Here is a 22,260-nt window from a genome sequence, read left to right as displayed (position 1 = left end):
TCGACCAGCGCCGTGGTCTTGGCGTGCTGATCTTTGAGTTCGTCGAGGTGGGTGGCGTCGGTGGCGAAATGCCCGCACGACAGACAGGCGTTGCCCTTGTCGCAGGTTTTCAGTGGCGGCAGCAGGCACACCCCGTTGGGCAAGACCCGGTCGGTGCGCACTGAGAGCTGGGTCATGTCCAACATGTCAGACGGGCTGATTCCGATGTCGGTGCCGTGAGCGCCGATCTTCTTGTGTTTGAGGAACTCCGCTTCGGCGGTCGCGGCCAGTGTCGCGGCATAACGCATGGTCATCTCGGGGCTCTTGTGGCCCAGGTAGCGCTGGACGACGTGGATCGGCACGCCGTCGTTGAGCAGTTCGGTGGCCCGGGTGTGGCGCAGCCGATGCGTTTGGGTGAACCGCAACGGGTTTCCCGCAGCATCGCTGAGACCATGGATGGCATCGAGCTTGTCCAGGGAGGCCCGATACGTTGCATACGGGCGGGGCCGGCGCCCGGCCAGGTTTTGTTTGACCGCGATGAACAGGTATTTCGGGGTGAGGCTGGGGTGGGTGTCGGCGAGCCAGCGCTGTTGCTCGGCGATGACGTTGACCACGGCCTGCTCGACCAGGATGGTGGGGATGACCCCGTCGACTTTGGTCTGTTGGTAGCGCAGTTTGGCCACGAACACATCGGGGTCATCGGTGGCGGTGGGCCGCGCCGCGCCGGGGATCGCTTCGAGCGGGTGGTGATCGAGCATGAGAATTTCTGAGGCCCGCCGCCCAGTCAGTGCTTGCAGCAGCCAGATCCGGGCGGCCTGGGGGTCGCCGAGGCCTTTGATCAGCGACACGGTGCCATCGGGATGGGTCACCGACACCAGGGCGCCCCGTTGGGCGGCGAGCACGTCGAGGTAGGCCAGCATCTGCTGCAGTTCTCCAGTGGAGTACCAGGTCAATTCCCGGGTGCGGTGGGCGCGGCGGGTGCGAAACGCCGGCCCCCACAACCGGGTGTGCGCCGCGGACAGGTTCTCCCAACGCGCATCGCCGGTGGCTGCCGCGGCCTCGGGTGCATGGTCGAGCATGAACGTGTAGAAGCTCTGGATCTGAGATTGGCTGTCGCCGATCGCCGTGGCAGACAACGGCTTGTCAGGTCGGGCAGCCGCGGCTGGGGAGCGCAGGTATTCGTTGTAGGTAGTGAAAATCAGGCGTAGCTGCGCCGGGTCATCGGATAAGACGGGATCGGTGTAGCCACGCGCGATCACGAATTCACCGAAATGGCGCGCCATCTCGCGGGCACGATCGACTGCCGATGACCAGCGCAGCAACTCCGCATCCAGGCAGGTGCGCAGCCAAAACCGCACCCCTTCGCGCAGCCACGCTGGTTCGATCGCGCCGATGCGCACCGTCTTCTCGTGGCACGGTTCGTGTTCGCGTTGCGGGATCCGTGGATCGGCCCGCAGATCCCAGGTGTCATAGGCCCACCAGTCGATGGCGCTGGCCCGCACCGACACAAACAGGTGCAGATGCTCGATCAGGCCCACAATATTGCGGCGTGTGCCGCCGGCGGGCAGCCGCGCATTGCGCCGCTCGAACACCACGACCGCGTGGCGCACCATGTCGTTGACCGCCAGGTCGGTGATGCTCACCGGGTGGCGGCCGTGCGCACTGCGGTACTCGGCCGCGGCGGCGCTGATGGCCTGGGTGGCCCAGCGCAGCAGGGAATGCTCGATCTTGCGCAGCCCCTCGTGGTAGCACACCCACACCCACCAGGCGATCTCGTCGGCGAACCGCGCCGGTGTGGCCTGCGGGGTGAAGTCGTACACCCCAGCGGTCGCAGCGGGCGGCAGATCGTTCTTGCGGGACAGGAACACCCGATCTGCCGGGGGCAGATGCACCTGATAGGCCGGGCGGCGCCATTCGGCGGGTACCTGGGCCCACTGCGCCTGCCACGCCACCGCACCGAGGTCGCCTACCGGTGTGGTCAGGCGGCCCTCATTGCTGGCCATCGTGAAGTCCTTTCCATCCGGCGACATAGTTTTTCCACTCGGCCAGTGAACGCATCGCCGCGTCCTGGGTGACCCAGCCGTAGGTGGACAGAGTGGTCTGCACATCGGCGTGGCCCAGACGCCGCATCACCACATGCTCAGGCACCCCCGCCAGCAGCAACGCGGTGGCGTGAGTGTGGCGCAGCCAGTGCGGTGACCAATCCGGCGGCAGACTCCGATGCGCTGTGCGCAGCCCGCGCACCTTCTCGTAGATGTTCTCCTGGCGCATCGGCGAAAAACGCGGTCCCCGTTGCAGATTGACGAACACGAAATGATTCGACAGATCATCGACCACCTGGTCGGCGTTCATCGCGACCAACTGCCACACATACTCTGAATACAGTGCCTCCAGGTCATCACCGACATAGATCCGCCGCGGCCCGGTCTTGACCCGAGCACCATGGGGATGATCTTGGCGCTCCACAATGTCGATCCACGGGGTCGCACCGGCGCCGATATGAAAATCGTTGTGCCGCAGTGATAAGGCCTCGCCCAGACGCATTCCCGTTTCGGCCAGTACTGCGAAAAACAATCGGTTGCGCACCGCGGCGGCCCCGCCGGTCCAGTCCCCGTCGCGCTGCACCGAGCAGCCATCGAGGATCGTGGCCACCTGGGCAGGCGACAAGACAGGGGTAGCCGATCGCCGCGGGGTGCGCACCGGGTAGATCGGGTGCTCGCCGTCGCGGTGGGGCCCGACGCCGTCGAGGAACCCGACGTAGCGGTTGTGGCGCCGCCAGCTGCCCCGCTGAGTGACCAAACGCCGATAAGGCACCTCGGTGGTGCCGGCATCAGCGTGATAGCGATACATCGACAACACCGCAGCCGCCCGCGGCTGCAAAGAACTGGTCACCATCTTGGTCTCGGGGGCACCCAGGCGCGGTGTCCCGGGCAGATCCCCAGTCCGCAGATACTGCAAGTACTGCCCGAACAGGGTGGTGGGGAAGTCATCCCAGCGATGGCCGGTGTGCTCGAGCATCGTGAACCACCGCGCCAACCCCGCGGCGTAGCCACGCACCGTGTGCGGGGACGCGCCCCCCTCACGCAGAAACCTCAGATACTCCGCAGCCGGGGCCACCGGCAGATGATCGGCGCCAACGACCGTGTAGGTGACAGGCTGGTCGGCAAAGATCACCCGCTGCACTCGCGCCACCGGCCCCCCTTGTGTTCTAGCCGCGCCGGCTTCGCTGCCGCAACGGAATCACATTGCTGCCCGTACTGGGCGCCGATGACCCGGGTCCGACCGTCGCTCTGCCGCTGCCGGCGGCCACCCGCACCGCCGCCGCGCCCGGGGCGGCCCGCTGCCCGGCCATGAAGTCCTCCAGCAGATCCTGCGGCCACACCAAGTCATAGGGGGCCAGCATCGCCGCCGAACGCGCCGAAAACGCCATCTCCAGCCACTTGCTGATCAATCGTGGCCGCTCCACCTCACGGTCATTCCAGCCCGGCTCCACCCGACCCCACGTCGTATCGGTATCCGGATTGACCCGGGTGTAGAGCTGGCGGCGCAACGCCTCAAACCGCGCCCCAGTCAACAACTGCGAGGTATGCAGATGCTTGATCAACGCCCCCAGCGACACACCCCACTTTGCTTTCACCGGCAACAACTCCGCCAGCGACGGAGCCCGCGACACGTCCTTGGCCAGCACCGCCGCCGGCGCCAACAACTCCGAGGCGAACTGCGACGCCTGCTCCTCGCAGGCCTCGGTGACGCTGCCCGAGGCATGCAACACCAGATGACCCACCTCATGAGCCAGCGTCCAGCGGGTCCGTTCCCACGAATTCGATTGCCGCACAACGATCAACGGCCGGGTATTGAACTCCCCGACACGCACCGAATAACCCAAATGCTTGTCGATCTTGCCGGTGGAATCCCCGTCACCCAGGATCCGCCGTGACGAGGAGGTCAGCAAGCGGCGCACCACGACCACCACACCGCTGCGCTCGATCTCATGCGTCAGGTACTCGATCGGCTGATCGTGCTCCAACCCCCAACTGGCACGCACCGCCGCAGCGGCCTGGGTCACTGCGGTGTCGATCGGAAGTATCGGCAACTTCACCGCAGGTAACTGAGTGCGGCCATTGAGCTCGTCGAGAAACTCCCCAGCCAATGCCGCGAACTGCGCCAAATACTCCCGCTCGGTCGCCGTGATCGACCGCGGCGCACGGAACAACAGATCCGACTGGTGCACCCGCGACGTCGGAGCGGTGGTGAAAAATTTCGCCGGGAACCGCAACACCGCCACCAGCCGGTCGAAATCCTTGATCGGCAACGCCGTCGTGGTCGACTTCTCCAACCGGTTCAGCCGAGAATGCTTCCAGCCCAACGCTTCCATCACCGCAGTGGCAGTCATCGCGCGCATGACCCGGGCCTGGTTGACCCGCAACCCATACACGTCCACGGTCGTCGTCATTGCGACCTCGATTCAACAGCCACCCGCCGACATTCGCATCGACCCCCGACACCACGACCCCTTAAGCCGGCTCCTCGGGATCCTCGCCCGTCCCCAGCGCCGGCGGCTCGTACTCGCCGAAGTCGTCCCTGGGCCCCTGACCCTGCGCCGACGGAGTCACCAGCGGAGAGTCGGTGACTGGAGGCAGCGGCTCGGTTGCCAAAATCTGCACCCGCGACGCATTGTCCACATCCACCACGAACGCCAACACCGCCTCCGACAATCCCCACCCATCGTCGGTCGGCCACCACAGGGCGAAGATATCCGGTGTACCGGCCGGAGTCACAATCGGCGACGGAAACAACTGCGCCGGCTCGTCCTCGTCCAACAACATCTGCTCGTCGACCTGAGCCTTCGGCGGCCGCAGCACCCGAAGATCGCCGCCCGTCGGATGCGTCACCACCCGAACTCGCTCCCCGTGCAACACCTTCGACGGCCACCGTCGCGCACGAAAATCCATCCCCCGCGAATCGGCGATCTGCACCGACAACCCACTGCCACGAGAAGTCAACAACGTGTCCCCAGGGATCGGCTTGCGAAGCTCGCGCATCCTCAACACCATCTGGCGCACACACGTACAAAACGCCTGACCATGAATATCCAACGGATCCTCGAACAACGGCTGCCACATCTGGCCAACCTTGGGGATCACCACCTCCAAGTCGTAACGCAGAGTCGCCAACGACGGCCCATGATCCGACACCGCCTTGCGCAACCGCTCTTGTAGGTTCACACGGCGAATTTCGCACACAAAAACAGAGAGCGCAAGCAACACGCCGCATCGGCGTGGCGAGAGGGTTGATATTGCTACGCACACTCTTAGAGTACATGTACCCGACGATAAATACGCAGTTCAACACGCATTGTGCGCCCACATTGTGTAGTTAACTACTGATAAACGTCGCAGGTGTTGCTTCATGTCGGGCGGGACGGCGCCGGGCGGCGCAGGCTCTCCGAGATCGCGGTGCTGCGCCGTGCGGCCAGGGGTGAGCTCGAGGTGGTGACGGCGTGGGACGCCGACACGGGATTGGGCTGCGGTGCTGAGATTCTCGATGCTTTGGTGGACCGGCGGGTATCGCCGTGACGGGGAGTGCACTGGCCTTGGCTGCCGCACTTCTGCTGTGGCCGGTCATGCCTCGGCGCGCTGCCGCGCTGCGGCGGGCGGAGGCTCCTCGGCGGCGCGCTCGGGTAGGGCCCATGGTGGTGGTCCTGGGAGTTGTTCTGGGCTGGCTGATTTCGCCGCCGGTCGCCGTGGCCACGGCACTGGTGTCCGGGACGGTCGTCGTACGCCGGAGGCGCCGTCATGCGCGTCGGCAGCGGTTGGAGGAATCGGCGTCACTGCAGGCCGCCCTGGACGTGTTGGTGGGTGAGCTGCGTACCGGCGTCCATCCGGTGAGCGCCTTCGGCACTGCGGCCGGCGAGGTGTCCGGAGCGGTACGTCAGGGCATGGGTGCCGTCGCCGCCCGGGCCCGTCTTGGCGCCGATGTCGCGGCCGGTCTGGAAGATGTCGCGGCAACTTCGCAGTTGCCGATGCACTGGCAACGGCTTGCGGTCTGCTGGCGACTGGCTCATGCATACGGCCTGTCGATCGCCACCCTGATGCGCACCGCGCAGCGCGACATCGTCGAGCGCGAACGGTTTTCCTCTCACGTCGAAGCGGCGATGGCCGGCCCACGGGCGACGGCAGCGGTGCTGGCCGGGTTGCCGGTGGCGGGCATTGCACTGGGGCAGTTGATCGGAGCGCAGCCCTTGGTGTTCCTGTGCGGTCCAGGGGTAGGTGGTTGGCTGCTGGTGATCGGCGTACTGCTGGCCTGCGCCGGACTGATGTGGTCGGACCGGATCACCGAAAGGGCACTGGGATGAGTTGGCCAGCAGTGCTTCTCGCTCTGGCACTGCTGGTCGGTGCGGATCCGGCGCGGGTGCGGTCCCGTGCTGCGCCCGGACCGGGGCCGCAGACGGGCCCACGGCGGGTGCACACCGATGATCCGCTCGCTGCGGCCTCGACGTTCGACCTGTTCTCCGCATGTCTGGCCGCCGGGATGGCGGTGTCGACCGCGGCCGCAGCCGCCACCGCGTCGGCGCCACCGTCACTGGCACCGATGTTGCGGCGCGCGGCTGAGCTGCTGGCGCTCGGAGCGGATCCGGCCACGGCCTGGTCCGGTGGCAATGACACAGTGCCGCAAGACAAGAACGCAGAGGCCCTGTTGCGGCTGGCCCGCCGCTCGGCGGCATCGGGCAGTGCTCTGGCCGACGGGGTGGCCGAGTTGGCCGCCCAGGCTCGACACGATGCCACTGCCGCGGCCGACGCGGTGGCAGAACGGGCCTCGGTACTGGTCGCCGGACCGTTGGGGCTGTGTTACCTGCCGGCGTTCGTGTGCCTCGGAGTCGTTCCTGTGGTCGCCGGCCTGGCCGGTGACGTGCTGGGTTCAGGTTTGTTGTGAGTACACATCGCAGAGGGAGGAAATATCATGGCGGGAAACATGATTCAGCGGGCAAATGCCAGGGCGGCACTGCTGATGCTCGACGAATCAGGGATGAGCACCGTCGAATACGCGATCGGCACGATCGCCGCCGCGGCGTTCGGGGCGATCCTGTACACCGTGGTCACGGGCGATTCGATCGTGAGCGCGCTGACCAACATCATCAGTCGGGCGCTGAACACCAACGTCTAGATGACCGGCTGGATGACCGGGGTGCGGTCACGGTCGAGGCGGCTTTTGCCATCGCAGCTCTGGTGGCTGTCCTGGTGTTGTGTGTCGGTGGCCTTGGCGCGGTGGGCATGCAGATCCGGTGCATCGACGCAGCGCGCGAAGCCGCCCGCTTGGCGGCCCGGGGTGAGGGCGAGACGGCCACGGCGGCCGCTCGGCGTATCGCCCCGTCCGGCGCGGTGGTGCATCTCGCCCGCGACGGCGGTCTGGTGGTCGCCCGGGTCAGCGCCGCGACGGCACTGCCGGGGTTCACGGTGTCCGCCGAGGCGGCCGCGGTGCCCGAACCCGGAATCGGGTGAGCGCGGTTCGGCCACGGTGTTGGCCGCGGCGATGATCGCGACGGTGATCGCGTTCGCGGCCGGTGGTGCCTACCTCGGTGCTGCCGTCACGGCCCGGCACCGGGCCCAGGCCGCAGCGGATCTGGCGGCCTTGGGCGCCGCCGGCGCCGTGGTGTCCGGACCGGACGCGGCGTGCGCGCGGGCCACCCAGATCGCGGTGCGGCTGCGTTCGGACCTGGGCGCCTGCCGGATCGACGGCCTCGACGTGGTGCTCGAGGTATCCGTCCCGGTGCGACTCGGCCGATGGGGCGTCGGTCTAGCCCGCGCAGCCTCTCGCGCCGGACCGGTGGGCACCGCCGATTAGTCGAGCCGGTCGAGATCCGCCGCGGCGACCTCGTCGTCGGTCGGTAGCCGCAGCGCGATCAGACCGGCGAAGGTGTCGTCGTCGAGTTCGATCCGGTTGATCGTCATGTGCACCGGCTGCCAGCCGCCGTCTTCAGCGCGCATCCGCAGCACCGCGGTGGTGACACCGTCGGTGAAATCCGAGGTCATCCGGGCCATGTGCCGGGCATCGGCCGGGTGGATGCGGGCGGGCCCGCCGTCGCGGTGACGCCAGTCGAAGAACGGTGCGGGCTCGTCGAGCCACTTCAACAACTTCCAGTCGTCGAGGCCGACCAGGGCCCGGTGCACACCGGGGCAGGCCAGTCCGTTGAGGATGCGCTGCGCCAGGTTGTCGACGGGTGTCACCGGGGAGTCGCGCTCGCTGCGCCAGTTCATGGCCCGGCAGACCATCCGGTCGGCGCCGTCGTCGCGTGGCTCCAGGGTCACCCGGGCCACGAATCCCACCGTGATGGTCTCCCCGCGATGGTCGGTGACATCCCAGGTGGTGCACAAGGTGTTGCCGACCACGGGCTTGACGGTCATGGCCAGCACCTTGGCCTCGCTGCCGTTGAGGTCCCGGGCCGGTAGATCGTCGGCGAACGTCCGGTCGTGGGTGGCTTCGGTTTCGGGGTTCATTCCGCTGTTACGCAGCGATTCAGGGGTATCGGTGGCCACGCCTGCGGTCAGGTCCCAGACCAGCGGGCCGGGAACCGGCCGCTGGGGCGGGTCGACGTCGATCGGTCCGATCCAGACGTGGACGCCGTGGATGTGCCCGTCGGACATCCGCACCACTTCGGTGCGGATTACGCGGTCATTCTTGGGTGTGATGGTGCTGAGGCCCTGGCCGGCCTGGACGGTTTCCCTGATGGCGCTCTGAATTGCCATCAGGTGCGGATTTCGTCGTAGAAACACACTGATCGGGACAAGGTTCTTCGTCTGCAGACCTCGCGCGACCACGGCAGGCTCGCTACCCAGTGTCTCCACGAGCAGCCAGTCGTGGGTCATGCGCGGCATTTTACCGGGGTGTGGGTAGCTGTATTACGCCTGCGACGACGACGTGATCCGCAGGAGAAAACTGCGGATTACGGTCGCAGATACCCGAAGCCGGGTCTGTCGGGTTGCAAACATGAGTGAGTTCACGTAATTTGCCACTGCGCCCGGCCTCCGGGATTGGGAACGGATCGCGTTGTCCGACCGTTCGTCGCACCGTCTGTGTGTTCGGCGTGGCCGAATGCAGCCACGCAGTAGTAGATCCACGTAGTCGGCCGTCGAGGGGTCGGTCGTCAACGCGGTCGGGGGTCCGCTGAGGACGTACTCAGCGCGCCGAGCACCAGGCGGAGCACTTGTATCGCGCCCGATTTGTCCAGCGGGTCGTTCCCGTTGCCGCATTTCGGTGACTGCACGCACGAGGGGCACCCCTGCGGGCACTCACAAGCCTCGATCGCGTCGGCAGTGGCGCCCCACCACGTACTCAGATTGCGGAATCCGCGGTCGGCGAAACCCGCCCCGCCGGGATAGCCGTCGTAGACGAAGATCGACGGCAAACCGTCGACCGGTCCGACGGCCGTCGAGACTCCGCCGATGTCGCCGCGGTCGCAGCTGGCCACCAGGGGCAGCAGACCGATCGCTGCGTGTTCGGCGGCATGCAGACTTCCCGGCATGGCCAGCAGATCGATGCCGTTGTCCTGTAACGCTTCCGGGGTGATGGTGCACATCACGGCCATGGTGTCCAGGGTGCTCGGCGGCATGTCCAGTTCCACGAAATCGATGACCTCGCCATCGATCCGCCGGCGCAGGTAACCCACCACGGTGTTGGTCACCGACACCGGAACCAGGCCCACGGTGACCGGGCCGAACGTCCTGCGCTCGCCGGGACCGGTGACGGCGATGTCGGTGAGTTCCCTGGCGAACGTGCTGTAGCCCGGATCGGCGGCATGCACGAACGCCACCCCGTCCTCGAAGGACAACGAGTCGACCAGAAAGGTCTCGCCCTGGTGCAGATACACGGCGCCGGGATGCAACGACGACGCCGCCTGCCCGGCGCCGGTGCTGCCCAGCATCCTGCCGGTGTCGACCTCCAGGATCGCGATCTGACCGCCGCTGGAGCCGCGGATGTCCACGGCCGGGTGCGGATCCACCCCGGGTGCGGGGAAATAGCCGCTGGGACGCTTCCGGAGCAGTCCGTCGTCGACCAGGGTTTCGGCCACCGCCTCGGCGTTCCACAACCGGACCTCGGCCGCGGTGAGCGGTAGCTCGGCTGCGGCGCAGAGCAACTGCGGGCCCAGCACGTGTGGATTCGTCGGGTCGATGACCACCCGCTCGATCGGCTTGTCCAGCAGCGCCGCGGGATGGTGCACCAGGTAGGTGTCCAGGGGATCGTCGCGGGCGATCAACACGATCAGCGCGCCCTGTCCGCGCCGGCCGGACCGCCCGGCCTGCTGCCAGAACGAGGTGACGGTGCCGGGAAACCCCGCCATCACCACAGCGTCGAGTCCGGCGATGTCGATACCGAGCTCGAGTGCGTTGGTGGTGGCCAGCCCACGCAGCCGGCCGTCGGTCAGGGCGTGCTCCAGTTCGCGGCGGTCCTCGGCGAGAAAACCGGCCCGGTAGGACGCCACCTGATCGGCCAGCTCTGGTGCGGTGTCCTCCAACCGGGCCCGGGTTCCCAGCGCGGTGAGTTCGGCGCCGCGCCGGGACCGGACGAAGGTCAACGTGCGTGCGCCCTCGGACATCAGGTCGGCCATGACCCGGGCGGCCTCGGCGCCGGCCGAACGCCGGACCGGCGCGCCGTTCTCACCGGTGAGATCGTCGAGCAGGGCCGGTTCCCACAACGCGATCGTGCGGGCGCCCTGCGGTGAGCCGTCCTCGGTCACCTCGGCCACTGTCTGCCCGATCAACTCCGCGGCCGTCTCGGCCGGTGACGCCGTGGTGGCACTCGCGAAAATCACCGTCGGTACCGAGCCGTCGGCGGAATATCGCTCGCACAATCGCAACAGGCGCCTCAGTACCATCGCCACGTTGGAACCGAAAATGCCACGGTAGTAATGACATTCGTCGACTACGACGTACTTGAGGTGACGCAGGAACACCGCCCATCGGGCATGGTTGCGCAGCAGCGACAGATGGATCATGTCCGGATTGGAGAAAATCCATCTCGACCGTTCCCGGGCGAACCGACGGACCTCGGTGGCGCTGTCACCGTCATACGGCGCCGGCGCCACGTCCCGCAGAGCGGCGACGGTCTCCGTCAGGTTCTGTGCGGTACGCAGCTGGTCGTGTCCGAGCGCCTTCGTCGGGGACAGGTACAGCACCCGGGTCTGCCGGTCCTCGGCCAACGCCGAGAGGATCGGTAATTGGTAGGCCAGGGACTTACCCGATGCGGTTCCCGTGGACACCACCACATGTCGGCCGGCGCGGGCCAATTCGGCGGCGGCGAGCTGATGCGACCACGGTGCGGTCACGCCGCGGTCCTGCAAAGCCTGAATGACCTCCGGATGGGCCCATTGCGGCCATCGATCTGGTTTGCCGGGCCGCGCCGGTATATCCGCAACATGGCGTAGCGGATCTTCCCCGGAAGGGGTGCCGTCGACAGCGCAAGCCAGCAGCTCACGGCCGAAATCCGCCCCCTGATCCAGCACTGTCCGTCCTCCTACGATCTACCCCGCCGACAACGGCCCGGATTTGTAAACGAATTGTTCACCACGCGCCGCAAGACAAGACTGTCGCAGCCGACCCGAACATGGTTGACTGATCACGGTCGCAGCTTCTGTGTTTGTACTCGCACTCGCAGGATCGTCGTTGCGATCGCGGTTCCTGCGAGGGTTGTAGGTCGGGTCAGTTCCGGGCGACTCCACGAAGGATGGCGGTCGGAACGGGCCCGGTGCACCGGAAGTCGGTGGACCGCACCCGGTTGAAAGAGAAGGAAAGAACAAAAGATGCCACAGGGAACTGTGAAGTGGTTCAACGCGGAAAAGGGCTTCGGCTTCATCGCTCCGGAGGACGGCTCTGCCGACGTGTTTGTCCACTACACGGAAATCCAGGGCAGCGGATTCCGCACCCTGGAGGAGAACCAGAAGGTTGAGTTCGAGGTTGGCCAGAGCCCCAAGGGGCCGCAGGCCACGGGTGTTCGGGCCATCTGAGCCAAACAAACCCAAAGAGACACCCCCGTGTGAGTCCAAAATCGGACACCGCGGGGGTGTTCTCGTTTTTGCAGCCTGTGCTGGCCTAGTGTCGGTTTGTGAGCCAGCTGTCCTTCTTCTCGGCTGAGTCGGTGCCGCCTGCGGTGGCCGACCTGACCGGGGTGCTTGCCGGGCCGGGACAGATCGTTCTGGCGAGCAGCGGCGGTCGGCAGGCGGCCCGGATCTCGGTGGTCGTCGCCGAGCTGTGGCGGGCCAACGGCCTGGCCGAGATGATCACCGAGGTTGGGCTGGTGCCGGAGATCTCCCGGACCGACGAGAACAACCCGCTGGTGCGTACGGCGCTGGATCCGCAGTTGATGCTGATCGCCGGGGAATGGACCAGGGGCGCGGTCAAGACAGTGCCGCCCCGATGGCTGCCCGGTGCCCGCGAGTTGCGGGCCTGGACGCTGGCGGCGGGCACACCCGAGGCCGACGACCGTTACCTGCTGGGGCTGGACCCGCATGCGCCCGATACCCACGCTCCGCTGGCCGCGGCCATGATGCGGGTGGGAATCGCCCCGACTCTGATCGGGACCAGAGGCTCCCATCCCGCCCTGCGGATCAGTGGGCGTCGACGCCTGTCACGCCTGGTGGAGAATGTCGGGGAACCGCCCAGGGAGGCCTCCGCGTTGGCGCAATGGCCACGTATTTAATGGTGCACATGCGGAGAGCCGGTTTGCGTAGGCTCGCGCGTAATGCGAAATTGTCAGTTGCCGGGCGTGGCGCGGCAACTATAGAAGTGGAGCGTAAGCACGTTGGCTGGCGATAGCGGCAGCGGTAGCAAGGGGAATGTCCGGCGACTCGTGATTGTCGAGTCGCCGACCAAGGCGCGCAAGATCGCCGGCTACCTGGGCTCCAATTACGTGGTCGAATCCTCCCGTGGGCACATCCGTGACCTGCCGCGCAATGCCGCTGACGTGCCCGCCAAGTACAAATCCGAGCCGTGGGCACGCCTCGGGGTCAACGTCGACGACAACTTCGAACCGCTCTACATCGTCAGCCCCGAGAAGAAGAGCACTGTCACCGAGCTCAAAGACCTGCTCAAGGGTGTCGACGAGCTCTACCTCGCAACGGACGGTGACCGCGAGGGTGAGGCGATCGCCTGGCACCTCCTGGAGACGCTGAAGCCCAAGGTGCCGGTCCGGCGGATGGTGTTCCACGAGATCACCGAACCCGCGATCCGGGCCGCCGCGGAAAACCCCCGTGACCTGGACATCGCGCTGGTCGACGCGCAGGAAACCCGCCGCATCCTCGACCGGCTCTACGGCTACGAAGTGTCGCCCGTGCTGTGGAAGAAGGTCGCGCCGAAGCTGTCGGCGGGCCGGGTGCAGTCGGTGGCCACCCGCATCATCGTGCAGCGTGAGCGGGAGCGCATGGCGTTCCGCAGCGCCGGGTACTGGGACGTCAGCGCGGAGTTGGACGCGTCGGTCTCCGACCCGGAGGCCACCCCGCCCAAGTTCACCGCCAAGCTCAACACCGTCGACGGCCGCCGCGTCGCCGCCGGTCGTGATTTCGACTCGCTGGGCCAGTTGAAGAAGCCCGACGAGGTGCTCGTGCTCGACGAAGCGAGCGCCGGGGCCCTGGCCGCCGGTCTGCGCGGCGCCCAGTTGGCCGTCAGCTCCGTCGAGCAGAAGCCGTACACGCGCAAGCCCTACGCGCCGTTCATGACCTCCACGTTGCAGCAGGAGGCCGCCCGCAAGCTGCGGTTCTCCTCGGAGCGGACCATGAGCATCGCGCAGCGGTTGTACGAGAACGGCTACATCACCTACATGCGTACCGACTCGACCACGTTGTCGGAGTCGGCCATCAACGCCGCACGCAATCAGGCGCGGCAGCTCTACGGTGACGAGTACGTGCATCCGTCGCCGCGGCAGTACACCCGCAAGGTCAAGAACGCCCAGGAGGCGCACGAGGCGATCCGCCCAGCCGGTGACGTGTTCCAGACCCCGGGGCAGCTGCACGCGCAGCTGGACACCGACGAGTTCCGGCTCTACGAGCTGATCTGGCAGCGCACCGTGGCCTCCCAGATGGCCGATGCGCGCGGTACGACGCTGTCGCTGCGAATCGCCGGAGCCGCCCCGGCGGCGACATTGGACGGGGGCACCGCGGGCGTTCATCAGGTCGTCTTCAACGCGTCCGGCCGCACGATCACGTTCGCGGGCTTCCTGAAGGCCTACGTCGAGAGCCTCGACGAGCAGGCCGGCGGTGAGGCCGACGACGCCGAGAGCCAGCTGCCGAACCTGACCCAGGGCCAGCGCGTCGACGCCGCCGATCTGACCGCCGACGGGCACACCACCAGCCCGCCGGCCCGCTACACCGAGGCGTCGCTGATCAAGGCCCTCGAAGAACTCGGTATCGGCCGCCCGTCGACGTACAGCTCGATCATCAAGACCATCCAGGACCGCGGCTACGTGGTCAAAAAGGGCAGTGCGCTGGTCCCGTCGTGGGTCGCCTTTGCCGTCATCGGACTGTTGGAGCAACACTTCGGCCGGCTGGTGGATTACGACTTCACCGCGGCCATGGAAGACGAGCTCGACGAGATCGCCAACGGCCAGGAACAACGCACCAACTGGCTGTCGAACTTCTACTTCGGCGGTGAGCACGGCGTCGAGGGATCCATCGCCCGCGCCGGGGGCCTCAAGCACCTCGTCGGCGGCAACCTCGAAGGCATCGACGCGCGAGAAGTCAACTCCATCAAGCTCTTCGATGACGACGAAGGTCGCGCTGTGGTGGTCCGGGTCGGTCGCAACGGCCCGTACCTGGAGCGGATGATCGCGGATCCGGACAATCCAGGGGAGCTCAAGCCGCAGCGCGCCAACCTCAAGGATGAGCTGACGCCCGACGAGCTGACCCTCGAGTTGGCCGAGAAGGCTTTCGCAACACCGCAAGAGGGCCGCGTGCTGGGTATCGACCCGGTGTCCGGGCACGAGATCGTCGCCAAGGACGGACGATTCGGTCCCTACGTCACCGAGATCCTCCCGGAACCCCCCGAGGATCCGGATGCCGGTACGACGGCCAAGAAGGGCAAGAAGCCGACCGGACCCAAGCCGCGCACCGGATCTCTCTTGCGCACAATGGATCTGGAGACCGTGACGCTGGACGACGCGCTCAAGCTGCTGTCGCTGCCCCGGGTGGTCGGTGTCGACCCGTCGAACAACGAGGAGATCACCGCGCAGAACGGCCGCTACGGTCCGTATCTCAAGCGCGGCACCGACTCTCGTTCGCTGGCCACCGAGGAACAGATGTTCACCATCACCCTCGACGAGGCTCTCAAGATCTACGCCGAGCCGAAACGCCGTGGGCGCCAGGCCGCTGCGGCCCCGCCGCTGCGTGAGCTGGGTACCGACCCGGCCTCGGGCAAGCCGATGGTGATCAAGGACGGGCGGTTCGGTCCGTATGTCACCGACGGTGAGACCAATGCCAGCCTGCGCAAGGGCGACGACGTCGCCTCGATCACCGACGAGCGCGCCTCGGAACTGCTGGCCGATCGTCGGGCCCGTGGTCCGGTGAAGAAGGCCGCGAAGAAGGCTCCGGCGAAGAAGGCTGCTGCCAAGAAAACCGCTGCCAAGAAGGCCCCGGCGAAGAAGGCCGCCGCCAAGAAGGCCTGACCTGCTCGAGCCCCGTGTTGTGCGCCGAGCGGCCAGTTATGTCACGTGCTTCGCGAAAAGGTGTGCAATAACTGGCCATTCGGCGGTGAGGTGCGTCTAGGTCGAGCTCCGCACATCGTCGTCGGTGACATCGCGTTCGGCTTCGCGCTCCAGATCCCGTGGCAGGACCAGATTCATCGGGCGGGCCAGCTGAGTGGGCACGGTGCGTCCGCGCAATTCGACGATCTCGCCGACGTCCCAGCTCAGTGCCTCGGCGTCCAGGGCGCCGCTGACCGCGATCGCCGAGGCCAGCACATGGCCCTCCTCCAGCTTGGCGAGCTCGGTGAGGCGGGCGGCCTCGTTCACCGGATCACCGATCACGGTGTACTCGAACCGGGCCTGAGCACCGATATGGCCGGCGATCGCGCGCCCGGCCGACACACCGATACCGAACTCGGTGTCGGTGCCCAGCACGCTGAGCAGCTCGTCGTGCAGTTCACGCGACGCCGCGAGCGCGCCGCCGGAGGCGTCGGGATGCTCGATCGGGGCACCGAAAATGGCCAGGGCCGCGTCACCCTGGAACTTGTTGACGAATCCGCCGTGCCGGTTGACCGTGTCGACGATGACCCGGAAGAACTCGTTGAGCAGGTTCACCACGTCGCCGGCCGGGATCGTCGACGCCAGATGCGTCGAACCCACCAGGTCCACGAACAGCACCGCCACATCGCGTTCCTGGCCGCCGAGCTCGGTGCCGCGCTCCAGGGCGCGTCGGGCGACGTCCTCACCCACATAGCGACCGAACAGGTCACGTAGTCGTTGCCGCTCGGCCAGCTCGCGCACCATGTCGTTGAACCCGGCCTGCAGCAGGCCCAGCTCGCTGGCGTCGTAGATCTGCATGTGCGCGTTGTAGTTACCGCGCTGCACCTCGCCCAACGCCCAGCGCAGCTGGCGCAGCGGGTCGGCGATCGACATCGCCACCAGCACGGTGCCGGACAGCCCGATCACCAGCGCGGCCACGGCCAACAGCAACAGCGGGGTGATCAGCCGGTCCGCCGATGCGGTCAGGATCGAGAACTTGCTGGCCACCAGCGCCAGGACGATGGCAAGGACCGGCACGCCCGTCGACAGCACCCAGGTCAGCACCTGGCGCAGAATCACCCCTGGGGCGCGGAAGTTCTCCGGAACCCCGCCGCGCAGCGCGGCTACCGCGACCGGCCGCAGCACCCGCTCGGACTGCAGGTAGCCGATGATCGCCGTGGCCGTCGCCCCGAGTGCGGTGGCGACGAGAACCACGGGGGCCGACTTACTGGCCACCGGCCAGCTGGCCACGATGAACACGATCGAGCCCAGCAGCCAGTTCGTGACGCTGATCAGGGTGCGGTAAAAGGGCATCTTCAGCGCCCGTACGCGGGCCAACTCGGTGATGCCGGGGTCCGACTTCGTCAGCAGGGTGTCGCGGCGCTGCCACCGGATCACCGGGATCAGCAGGCGCAGGGCCAGGTAGGCGCCGACGGTGAACGACACGAACAGATACCCCAGGAAGATCGCCAGGTTGAGCACTGGCAGATCCTGGAGCTGGATGCGGTCCTCGGGAGGCAGACCGAAGCGCAGGAAGCCGAGCACGAACAGCGCGCCGATGATGTCGGCCTGCAGCATGCCCAGTGTGAACACCGGCCACGGGGTACGCGCCACCCATCGGACGAATGCATTGATTCGCCTCATGGGTATTGCCTCCGCGGTCACCCGTTCACCGTATCGGGCCCCAGGGACGTTGAGCGCCTGCTGTGACGTGGTTGTGTCGGCTTGACCACTACTGTTGGGGACGATGAGCGGGGTCTTTTCGCGGCTGGTGGGCCAGCATGCGGTGGAACAGGAGCTGGTGGCGGCCGCGTCGGCGGCCCGAGGTGATTCGCCACACAGTGGCATCACCGTGGGGACCATGACACATGCCTGGCTGATCACCGGCCCGCCCGGATCGGGGCGTTCGGTTGCCGCACTGTGCTTCGCGGCGGCCCTGCAGTGCACGTCAGAGGGGACGCCGGGGTGCGGTGAATGCCGGGCCTGTACGACGACGATGGCCGGAACCCACGCCGATGTGCGCCGCATCGTGCCCGAGGGACTGTCGATTGCGGTCAAGGAGATGCGCGAGATCGTCCAGATCGCCTCGCGCCGGCCCGGGACCGGGCGGTGGCAGGTCGTGGTGATCGAGGATGCCGACCGGCTCACCGAGGGCGCGGCCAACGCGCTGCTCAAGGTGGTGGAGGAGCCACCGGCGTCGACTGTGTTCCTGCTCTGCGCGCCGTCGGTGGACCCCGAGGACATCGCGATCACGCTGCGTTCCCGGTGCCGGCACGTGGCGCTGACCACGCCGTCGGTGGACGCCATCGCCGATGTGCTGATCTCCGGTGACGGGCTGCCCGAGGCAGACGCACGCTGGGCGGCCTCCGTCAGCGGCGGCCATGTGGGGCGGGCCCGGCGGCTGGCGACCGATCCCGAGGCCAGGGACCGTCGGAAGCGGGCGCTCGGGCTGGCCCGCGACGCTGCGACGCCGGCGCGGGCGTTCGCGGCGGCCGAGGAGATGGTCGCCGTGGCCGAGTCCGAGGCACTGGCGTTGACCGCGGGGCGCAACGAGACCGAGACCGAGGAGCTCAAGACCGCCCTGGGGGCAGGTGGGACCGGAAAGGGTACCGCCGCCACCACCCGCGGGACTGCCGGTGCGCTCAAAGAGCTGGAGCGACGGCAGAAATCACGGCAGACCCGCGCCTCCCGCGATGCGCTGGATCGGGCCCTGATCGACCTGGCCACCTACTTCCGCGATGCCCTGCTGGTGTCGTCGGGCGCCGGCGGTGTCACGGCGAACCACCCGGACATGGCCGAGAAGGTGGAGGCCATGGCCGCCCACGTGCCACCCGACCGGCTGCTGCGCTGTATTGAGGCGGTGCTGGAATGCCGTGAAGCGCTGGCCGTCAACGTCAAGCCGAAGTTCGCCGTCGACGCCATGGTGGCGACCGTCGGGCAGGCGCTACGTGGGTGAGTTGGGTCCTGGGCAGCGTCTGCCGTAAAGTGGTGCCGCCCGGTTCGCCCGGGTGCGCCACCCTAGCTCAGTCGGTAGAGCAATTCACTCGTAATGAATAGGTCAGGGGTTCGATTCCCCTGGGTGGCTCCACGCGTTTTTGGTCGGCTCTGGTGGACCGTCCCTTTCTGCTCCGGCAGGCCGACGGCATACATTCACCTGGTTTTTCATCTAGTCGCCGGTCGGCGTTTTCCACACGCGAACGCTGACTATGCTGCGATCTGTTAGGTCGAATTGCTGCGATTTGTTAGATAGATACCCTGCGATTTGTTAGATTCGCTTCGTGGCATATCGACCGAGGTTGGTTGACCAGCTCCTCGACGACCTGTTTCCGTACACCGCCGCCATCGCACTGGAAGGCGCCAAGGGAGTGGGGAAGACGGCCACCGCGGCCCAGCGAGCCACGTCGACCCTGAAACTGGATGACGATGGGCAGCGATCGGCACTGGCGGCTGACCTCGGACTGATCGATCGGCTGACTCCGCCGATTCTCATCGATGAATGGCAGCTACTCCCGTCGATATGGGACCGAGTCCGCCGTGGCGTCGATCAGTCGCCGGAAGGTGGGAGATTTCTGTTAACGGGATCGGCGCAGGTAGCGGCAGGCACCAGGATCCATTCCGGTGCGGGCCGCATCCTCAGCGTGATCATGCGGCCGATGTCCGTTTCCGAGCGAGGCCTGACCAGCACGGCGGTATCGCTTCGTTCCCTACTGGGCGGCCGCCAGAGGCTGGTTGAAGGGCAGACCGACGTTGCCTTGCCCGATTATGCCGAAGAAATTGTGCGCTCTGGATTCCCGGGGATTCGGGATCTACCTCCGCGGGTCCGGCGTGCGCAGCTCAACGGATACTTGAGCCGAATCGTTGAGCGCGAACTTCCCGAGAACGGGATGGCAGTCCGTCAACCTGCTGCGTTGCGGGCTTGGCTCGCAGCGTACGGGGCGGCAACGTCGACGGATGCGGCTTACAGCGTGATCCTCGATTCCGCTACGCCGGGCGAGTCTGATAAGCCTGCCAGGCAGACCGTCGCCCAATACCGTGAACACCTGCAGCGACTGTTCATTCTTGACCCGATCAGTCCATGGATTCCGTCCTTCACCCCGCTCAAGCGGCTGACGAAGACTCCCAAGCATCACCTTGTAGACCCAGCACTTGCGGCAGCGTTGTTCGGCGTCGACGTCGATGCATTGCTCGGTGGGATGACCGCTCCGGGGCCGGCCGGCATGTGGCTCGGAGCGCTGTTCGAATCTCTTGTCGCGCAGTCGATTAGGGTATACGCGGAAGCTGTCGAAGCAACGGTCGGGCACCTTCGCACTCAAAACGGCGACCACGAGATCGATTTGATCGTCGAAGGGCCGGGGATGAGAGTGATCGCGATCGAAGTGAAGCTGGCGCCAACCGTCGACGACAAGGACGTACGCCATCTCAACTGGCTCAAGGGGCAGATCGGTGACCGGTTGGTGGAGCGGATCGTCGTGAACACCGGACAATTCGCGTACCGACGGCCAGATGGCGTGGCGGTGATTCCGTTGGCGCTGCTAGGGCCGTGAGGCGGGGCCTACGCCAGCAGGCCGATGACCAGAGTCATGCCGATGAACAACGCCAGTTGATACGCGCTGTTGATCACGGTGAGCCGTGCCGGCTTCAACTCGAAAGCGTTGTGCTGTGCCAACGTAGACAGCGACAGCCCGAGCCAGGCCGCAGCTCCGACCGCCAGGGCGAGCCAGAGGGAATCACTGCCGAAGAACCCGAAGGTAATAGAGCAGGCGGCGGTGAGCGCGATCGCCGTCACGAGTAGCGACACCAGTAGAACGACGAAGGGGCGCTTGCCCACTCGCTCCGAGTCCTCCTTGGTCACCCCGGTCAGCTGTCGCCAGGCGCTGCCGGCCAGGCCCCAGTCGCTGTACCAGACCCACGCGATCGCCATTCCGACCGCGGTGGCCGCGACTACTGCCAACCAACTGATGCTCAACACCATGCGAAATCACCCCTCCTCGTCCGACATCCTCCCAACCTGATTGATAAAATCAAGTATGGTTGAAAACATCAATCAAACCGGGAAGGTTTCCCGCTCCTATGGGCAGTTCTGCGCTCTCGCTCGGTCGCTGGATGTTGTGGGTGACCGCTGGACGCTGCTGATCGTGCGGGAGTTGCTTCCCGGTGCGATGCGGTACGGCGAGTTGAAGGCCTCGCTCGCAGGGATTGCCACCAATCTCCTGGCGGAGCGGCTTCGCACCATGGAGACGAACGGAATCGTCGAACGACGCCTCGATGACACCGGGGTCGTCTACGGACTCACGCCCTGGGGTGCGACGCTCCGTGAGCCGATGGAGGCGCTCGGAAGGTGGGGCGTTCCGCTGCTGGCGACGGGGCGTGGCGAAGATGAGTTCCGGCCGCGCTGGCTCACCCTCGCCCTGCCTGCCCTGCTTCTCGGCGTCACGGCCACCCCGGCCGTCGAACTCGGGATCGAGACCGACGGCTTTCTGATGACCTTGCGCATCGATGAGCACGGTCCGAGTGCCTTCGTCCCGAAGGAGCGGCCCGGTGCGGTCCTCACCGCCTCGCCCGACAGCGTCGTAGGACTCGCCGTCGGCGCGATCACCGTGGACCAGGCCATCGCCGACGGAGCTTTCCAGGGTGACGTGAAAATGCTGCGTTCGGTGTTCCCGCCGGGCCGATAGGCTCACCGCATGGCACGGATCGTGGTGGGGGCGGCCTTCCTAGCAGTGGTTTCACTGACATCGCCGGTGGCCGGGGCCGATCCGGGGCAGATCCCGGATCTCGGTGGTTACACCGCGGTGGATGTTCACCCCTACAACACGTATTACAACTATCCGACGACGAACGGCGCGCAGTTCGTCACCCCGGGCGGGTACCGCTGCCGGATCACCTACACCGGCCGTGCCAATCCACCAATGAAGCAAGCCACCTGCTGGGGTGCGCTGCCCGGTACCACGAGCAACTTCGTCAGCGTTTTCGCGGCCATGCAACTCGATCCGGCAAAATTCTCCACCGGGGATCTGGCCAACATGGAGAAGTACACGGACTACAAAGAGCCGCGTGACCGCACGGTTGACCCCGCTGACTACAAGCTGCTTCCCGCGGGCAGCAAGCTTGTCTACCCCGACACCGGGACGTGCGCCGTCACCGACGTGAGCACGGTGTGCGTGATCGGTGACCACGGCTTCGAGCTGTCGAAGACGGGCAGCCGGGTCTTCTAGCCCTTTGCCAGTGCTTCACGCGCCACGTTGCGGGCGGTATTCGCAGCGGGGAATCCCGCATAACCGCTGGCGTGGTAGATGACTTCGGCGATCTCGTCCTCGGTGAGGCCGTTTCGCAGCCCGATCCTGACGTGCGACTCGAACTCATCGGTGGCCCGCAGGGCGATCAAGATGCCCATGGTGACCAGACTGCGGTCACGCCGGCTCAGGCCCTCGCGACTCCACAACCGGCCGAAGACATTGTCGACGCCGATGCCCATCAGCTCGTCGCCGAAGCTGCCGTCGGGCTCCACAACGTCTGCCGGCAGATGCGGCACCATCTCCTGGAGGACCCGCAGACCCTGTTCGCGTACGTCAGTCATGC

The 22,260-nt window shown here is 66.5% G+C and carries 22 protein-coding genes and 1 tRNA gene; 14 read left to right on the top strand and 9 right to left on the bottom strand.

The features are described from left to right. The 4 genes from A5779_RS17635 to A5779_RS17620 all read right to left on the bottom strand — a co-directional run. On the bottom strand, positions 1-1,982 hold a 1,982-nt coding region (locus A5779_RS17635; RefSeq protein WP_064876225.1), incomplete at its 3' end, for a site-specific integrase. Further along, the gene (locus A5779_RS17630) at positions 1,969-3,171 is read right to left on the bottom strand and encodes a tyrosine-type recombinase/integrase (RefSeq protein WP_021269098.1); all 1,203 of its coding nucleotides are present in this window, start codon (positions 3,169-3,171) and stop codon (positions 1,969-1,971) included. The genes A5779_RS17635 and A5779_RS17630, both read right to left, overlap by 14 nt. A 16-nt stretch (positions 3,172-3,187) precedes the next feature. After that, positions 3,188-4,432, bottom strand: coding sequence for an ImmA/IrrE family metallo-endopeptidase (locus A5779_RS17625; RefSeq protein ID WP_003882611.1), 1,245 nt, complete (start codon positions 4,430-4,432; stop codon positions 3,188-3,190). A 61-nt stretch (positions 4,433-4,493) separates the two neighbouring features. Further along, positions 4,494-5,204, bottom strand: coding sequence for a hypothetical protein (locus A5779_RS17620; protein WP_003882610.1), 711 nt, complete (start codon positions 5,202-5,204; stop codon positions 4,494-4,496). Positions 5,205-5,378: 174 nt separating this feature from the next. Between A5779_RS17620 and A5779_RS17615 the strand changes: the two genes are divergently transcribed. From A5779_RS17615 to A5779_RS34540, 6 genes are all read left to right on the top strand, one after another. Continuing rightward, positions 5,379-5,555: a hypothetical protein gene (locus A5779_RS17615; RefSeq protein WP_064884020.1), complete on the top strand. Its 177-nt coding sequence runs from the start codon at positions 5,379-5,381 to the stop codon at positions 5,553-5,555. After that, positions 5,552-6,334: a type II secretion system F family protein gene (locus A5779_RS17610; RefSeq protein ID WP_064884017.1), complete on the top strand. Its 783-nt coding sequence runs from the start codon at positions 5,552-5,554 to the stop codon at positions 6,332-6,334. Before A5779_RS17615 ends, A5779_RS17610 begins: the two co-directional genes overlap by 4 nt. Then, entirely contained in the window at positions 6,331-6,912 is a 582-nt protein-coding gene (locus tag A5779_RS17605; protein WP_064884014.1) for a type II secretion system F family protein, read from the top strand. Before A5779_RS17610 ends, A5779_RS17605 begins: the two co-directional genes overlap by 4 nt. Before the next feature lie 27 nt (positions 6,913-6,939). Next, positions 6,940-7,143 (top strand): DUF4244 domain-containing protein, encoded by a 204-nt coding sequence (locus A5779_RS17600; protein WP_055118101.1) that lies wholly within the window; start codon positions 6,940-6,942, stop codon positions 7,141-7,143. A gap of 62 nt (positions 7,144-7,205) precedes the next feature. After that, positions 7,206-7,478, top strand: coding sequence for a TadE family type IV pilus minor pilin (locus A5779_RS34545; RefSeq protein WP_064884012.1), 273 nt, complete (start codon positions 7,206-7,208; stop codon positions 7,476-7,478). Between the two features lie 16 nt (positions 7,479-7,494). After that, positions 7,495-7,821, top strand: coding sequence for an Rv3654c family TadE-like protein (locus A5779_RS34540; RefSeq protein ID WP_064884009.1), 327 nt, complete (start codon positions 7,495-7,497; stop codon positions 7,819-7,821). Here the strand turns inward: A5779_RS34540 and A5779_RS17585 are convergent. Next, on the bottom strand, positions 7,818-8,843 hold the full coding sequence (locus A5779_RS17585) for a PAS domain-containing protein (protein ID WP_064884080.1): 1,026 nt from the start codon (positions 8,841-8,843) through the stop codon (positions 7,818-7,820). The genes A5779_RS34540 and A5779_RS17585 overlap by 4 nt on opposite strands. Before the next feature lie 278 nt (positions 8,844-9,121). Continuing rightward, on the bottom strand, positions 9,122-11,476 hold the full coding sequence (locus tag A5779_RS17580) for a DNA 3'-5' helicase SftH (protein WP_064884006.1): 2,355 nt from the start codon (positions 11,474-11,476) through the stop codon (positions 9,122-9,124). A gap of 297 nt (positions 11,477-11,773) precedes the next feature. On the opposite strand from A5779_RS17580, the gene A5779_RS17575 reads away from it, so the two are divergent. The 3 genes from A5779_RS17575 to topA all read left to right on the top strand — a co-directional run bounded on the left by A5779_RS17575 (position 11,774) and on the right by topA (position 15,624). Further along, positions 11,774-11,977 carry a cold-shock protein gene (locus A5779_RS17575; protein WP_003882601.1) on the top strand — a complete coding sequence of 68 codons (204 nt, stop codon included), beginning with the start codon at positions 11,774-11,776 and terminating at the stop codon, positions 11,975-11,977. Between the two features lie 98 nt (positions 11,978-12,075). Beyond that, positions 12,076-12,669 carry a hypothetical protein gene (locus A5779_RS17570; protein WP_064884004.1) on the top strand — a complete coding sequence of 198 codons (594 nt, stop codon included), beginning with the start codon at positions 12,076-12,078 and terminating at the stop codon, positions 12,667-12,669. Between the two features lie 102 nt (positions 12,670-12,771). Next, positions 12,772-15,624 (top strand): type I DNA topoisomerase, encoded by a 2,853-nt coding sequence (gene topA / locus A5779_RS17565; protein WP_064884003.1) that lies wholly within the window; start codon positions 12,772-12,774, stop codon positions 15,622-15,624. A gap of 96 nt (positions 15,625-15,720) precedes the next feature. Here the strand turns inward: topA and A5779_RS17560 are convergent, their stop codons facing one another. Next, on the bottom strand, positions 15,721-17,346 hold the full coding sequence (locus A5779_RS17560) for an adenylate/guanylate cyclase domain-containing protein (RefSeq protein WP_064884001.1): 1,626 nt from the start codon (positions 17,344-17,346) through the stop codon (positions 15,721-15,723). Between the two features lie 82 nt (positions 17,347-17,428). Between A5779_RS17560 and A5779_RS17555 the strand changes: the two genes are divergently transcribed. From A5779_RS17555 to A5779_RS17545, 3 genes are all read left to right on the top strand, one after another. Next, positions 17,429-18,637, top strand: a complete 1,209-nt coding sequence (locus tag A5779_RS17555) for a DNA polymerase III subunit delta' (protein ID WP_064884000.1) — start codon at positions 17,429-17,431, stop codon at positions 18,635-18,637. A gap of 56 nt (positions 18,638-18,693) precedes the next feature. Beyond that, a tRNA-Thr gene (locus A5779_RS17550) sits at positions 18,694-18,769 on the top strand. Positions 18,770-18,959: 190 nt separating this feature from the next. Then, entirely contained in the window at positions 18,960-20,225 is a 1,266-nt protein-coding gene (locus A5779_RS17545) for an ATP-binding protein (protein ID WP_064883998.1), read from the top strand. A gap of 8 nt (positions 20,226-20,233) precedes the next feature. On the opposite strand, the gene A5779_RS17540 is transcribed toward A5779_RS17545, so the two are convergent. Next, positions 20,234-20,653 carry a DUF1761 domain-containing protein gene (locus A5779_RS17540; protein ID WP_082941725.1) on the bottom strand — a complete coding sequence of 140 codons (420 nt, stop codon included), beginning with the start codon at positions 20,651-20,653 and terminating at the stop codon, positions 20,234-20,236. A gap of 55 nt (positions 20,654-20,708) precedes the next feature. Between A5779_RS17540 and A5779_RS17535 the strand changes: the two genes are divergently transcribed. Then, the gene (locus A5779_RS17535) at positions 20,709-21,356 is read left to right on the top strand and encodes a winged helix-turn-helix transcriptional regulator (protein ID WP_064883997.1); all 648 of its coding nucleotides are present in this window, start codon (positions 20,709-20,711) and stop codon (positions 21,354-21,356) included. A gap of 9 nt (positions 21,357-21,365) precedes the next feature. Continuing rightward, the gene (locus A5779_RS17530; RefSeq protein ID WP_064883996.1) at positions 21,366-21,896 is read left to right on the top strand and encodes a hypothetical protein; all 531 of its coding nucleotides are present in this window, start codon (positions 21,366-21,368) and stop codon (positions 21,894-21,896) included. On the opposite strand, the gene A5779_RS17525 is transcribed toward A5779_RS17530, so the two are convergent. Further along, the gene (locus A5779_RS17525) at positions 21,893-22,258 is read right to left on the bottom strand and encodes a carboxymuconolactone decarboxylase family protein (protein WP_064883993.1); all 366 of its coding nucleotides are present in this window, start codon (positions 22,256-22,258) and stop codon (positions 21,893-21,895) included. The genes A5779_RS17530 and A5779_RS17525 overlap by 4 nt on opposite strands. Between the last annotated feature and the right edge of the window lie 2 nt (positions 22,259-22,260).

This window comes from Mycolicibacterium peregrinum (assembly GCF_001665625.1).
Classification (GTDB): domain Bacteria; phylum Actinomycetota; class Actinomycetes; order Mycobacteriales; family Mycobacteriaceae; genus Mycobacterium; species Mycobacterium peregrinum_B.
Note: the sequence above shows the minus strand (reverse complement) of the source record. Positions and strands in the feature narration are given on the sequence as shown.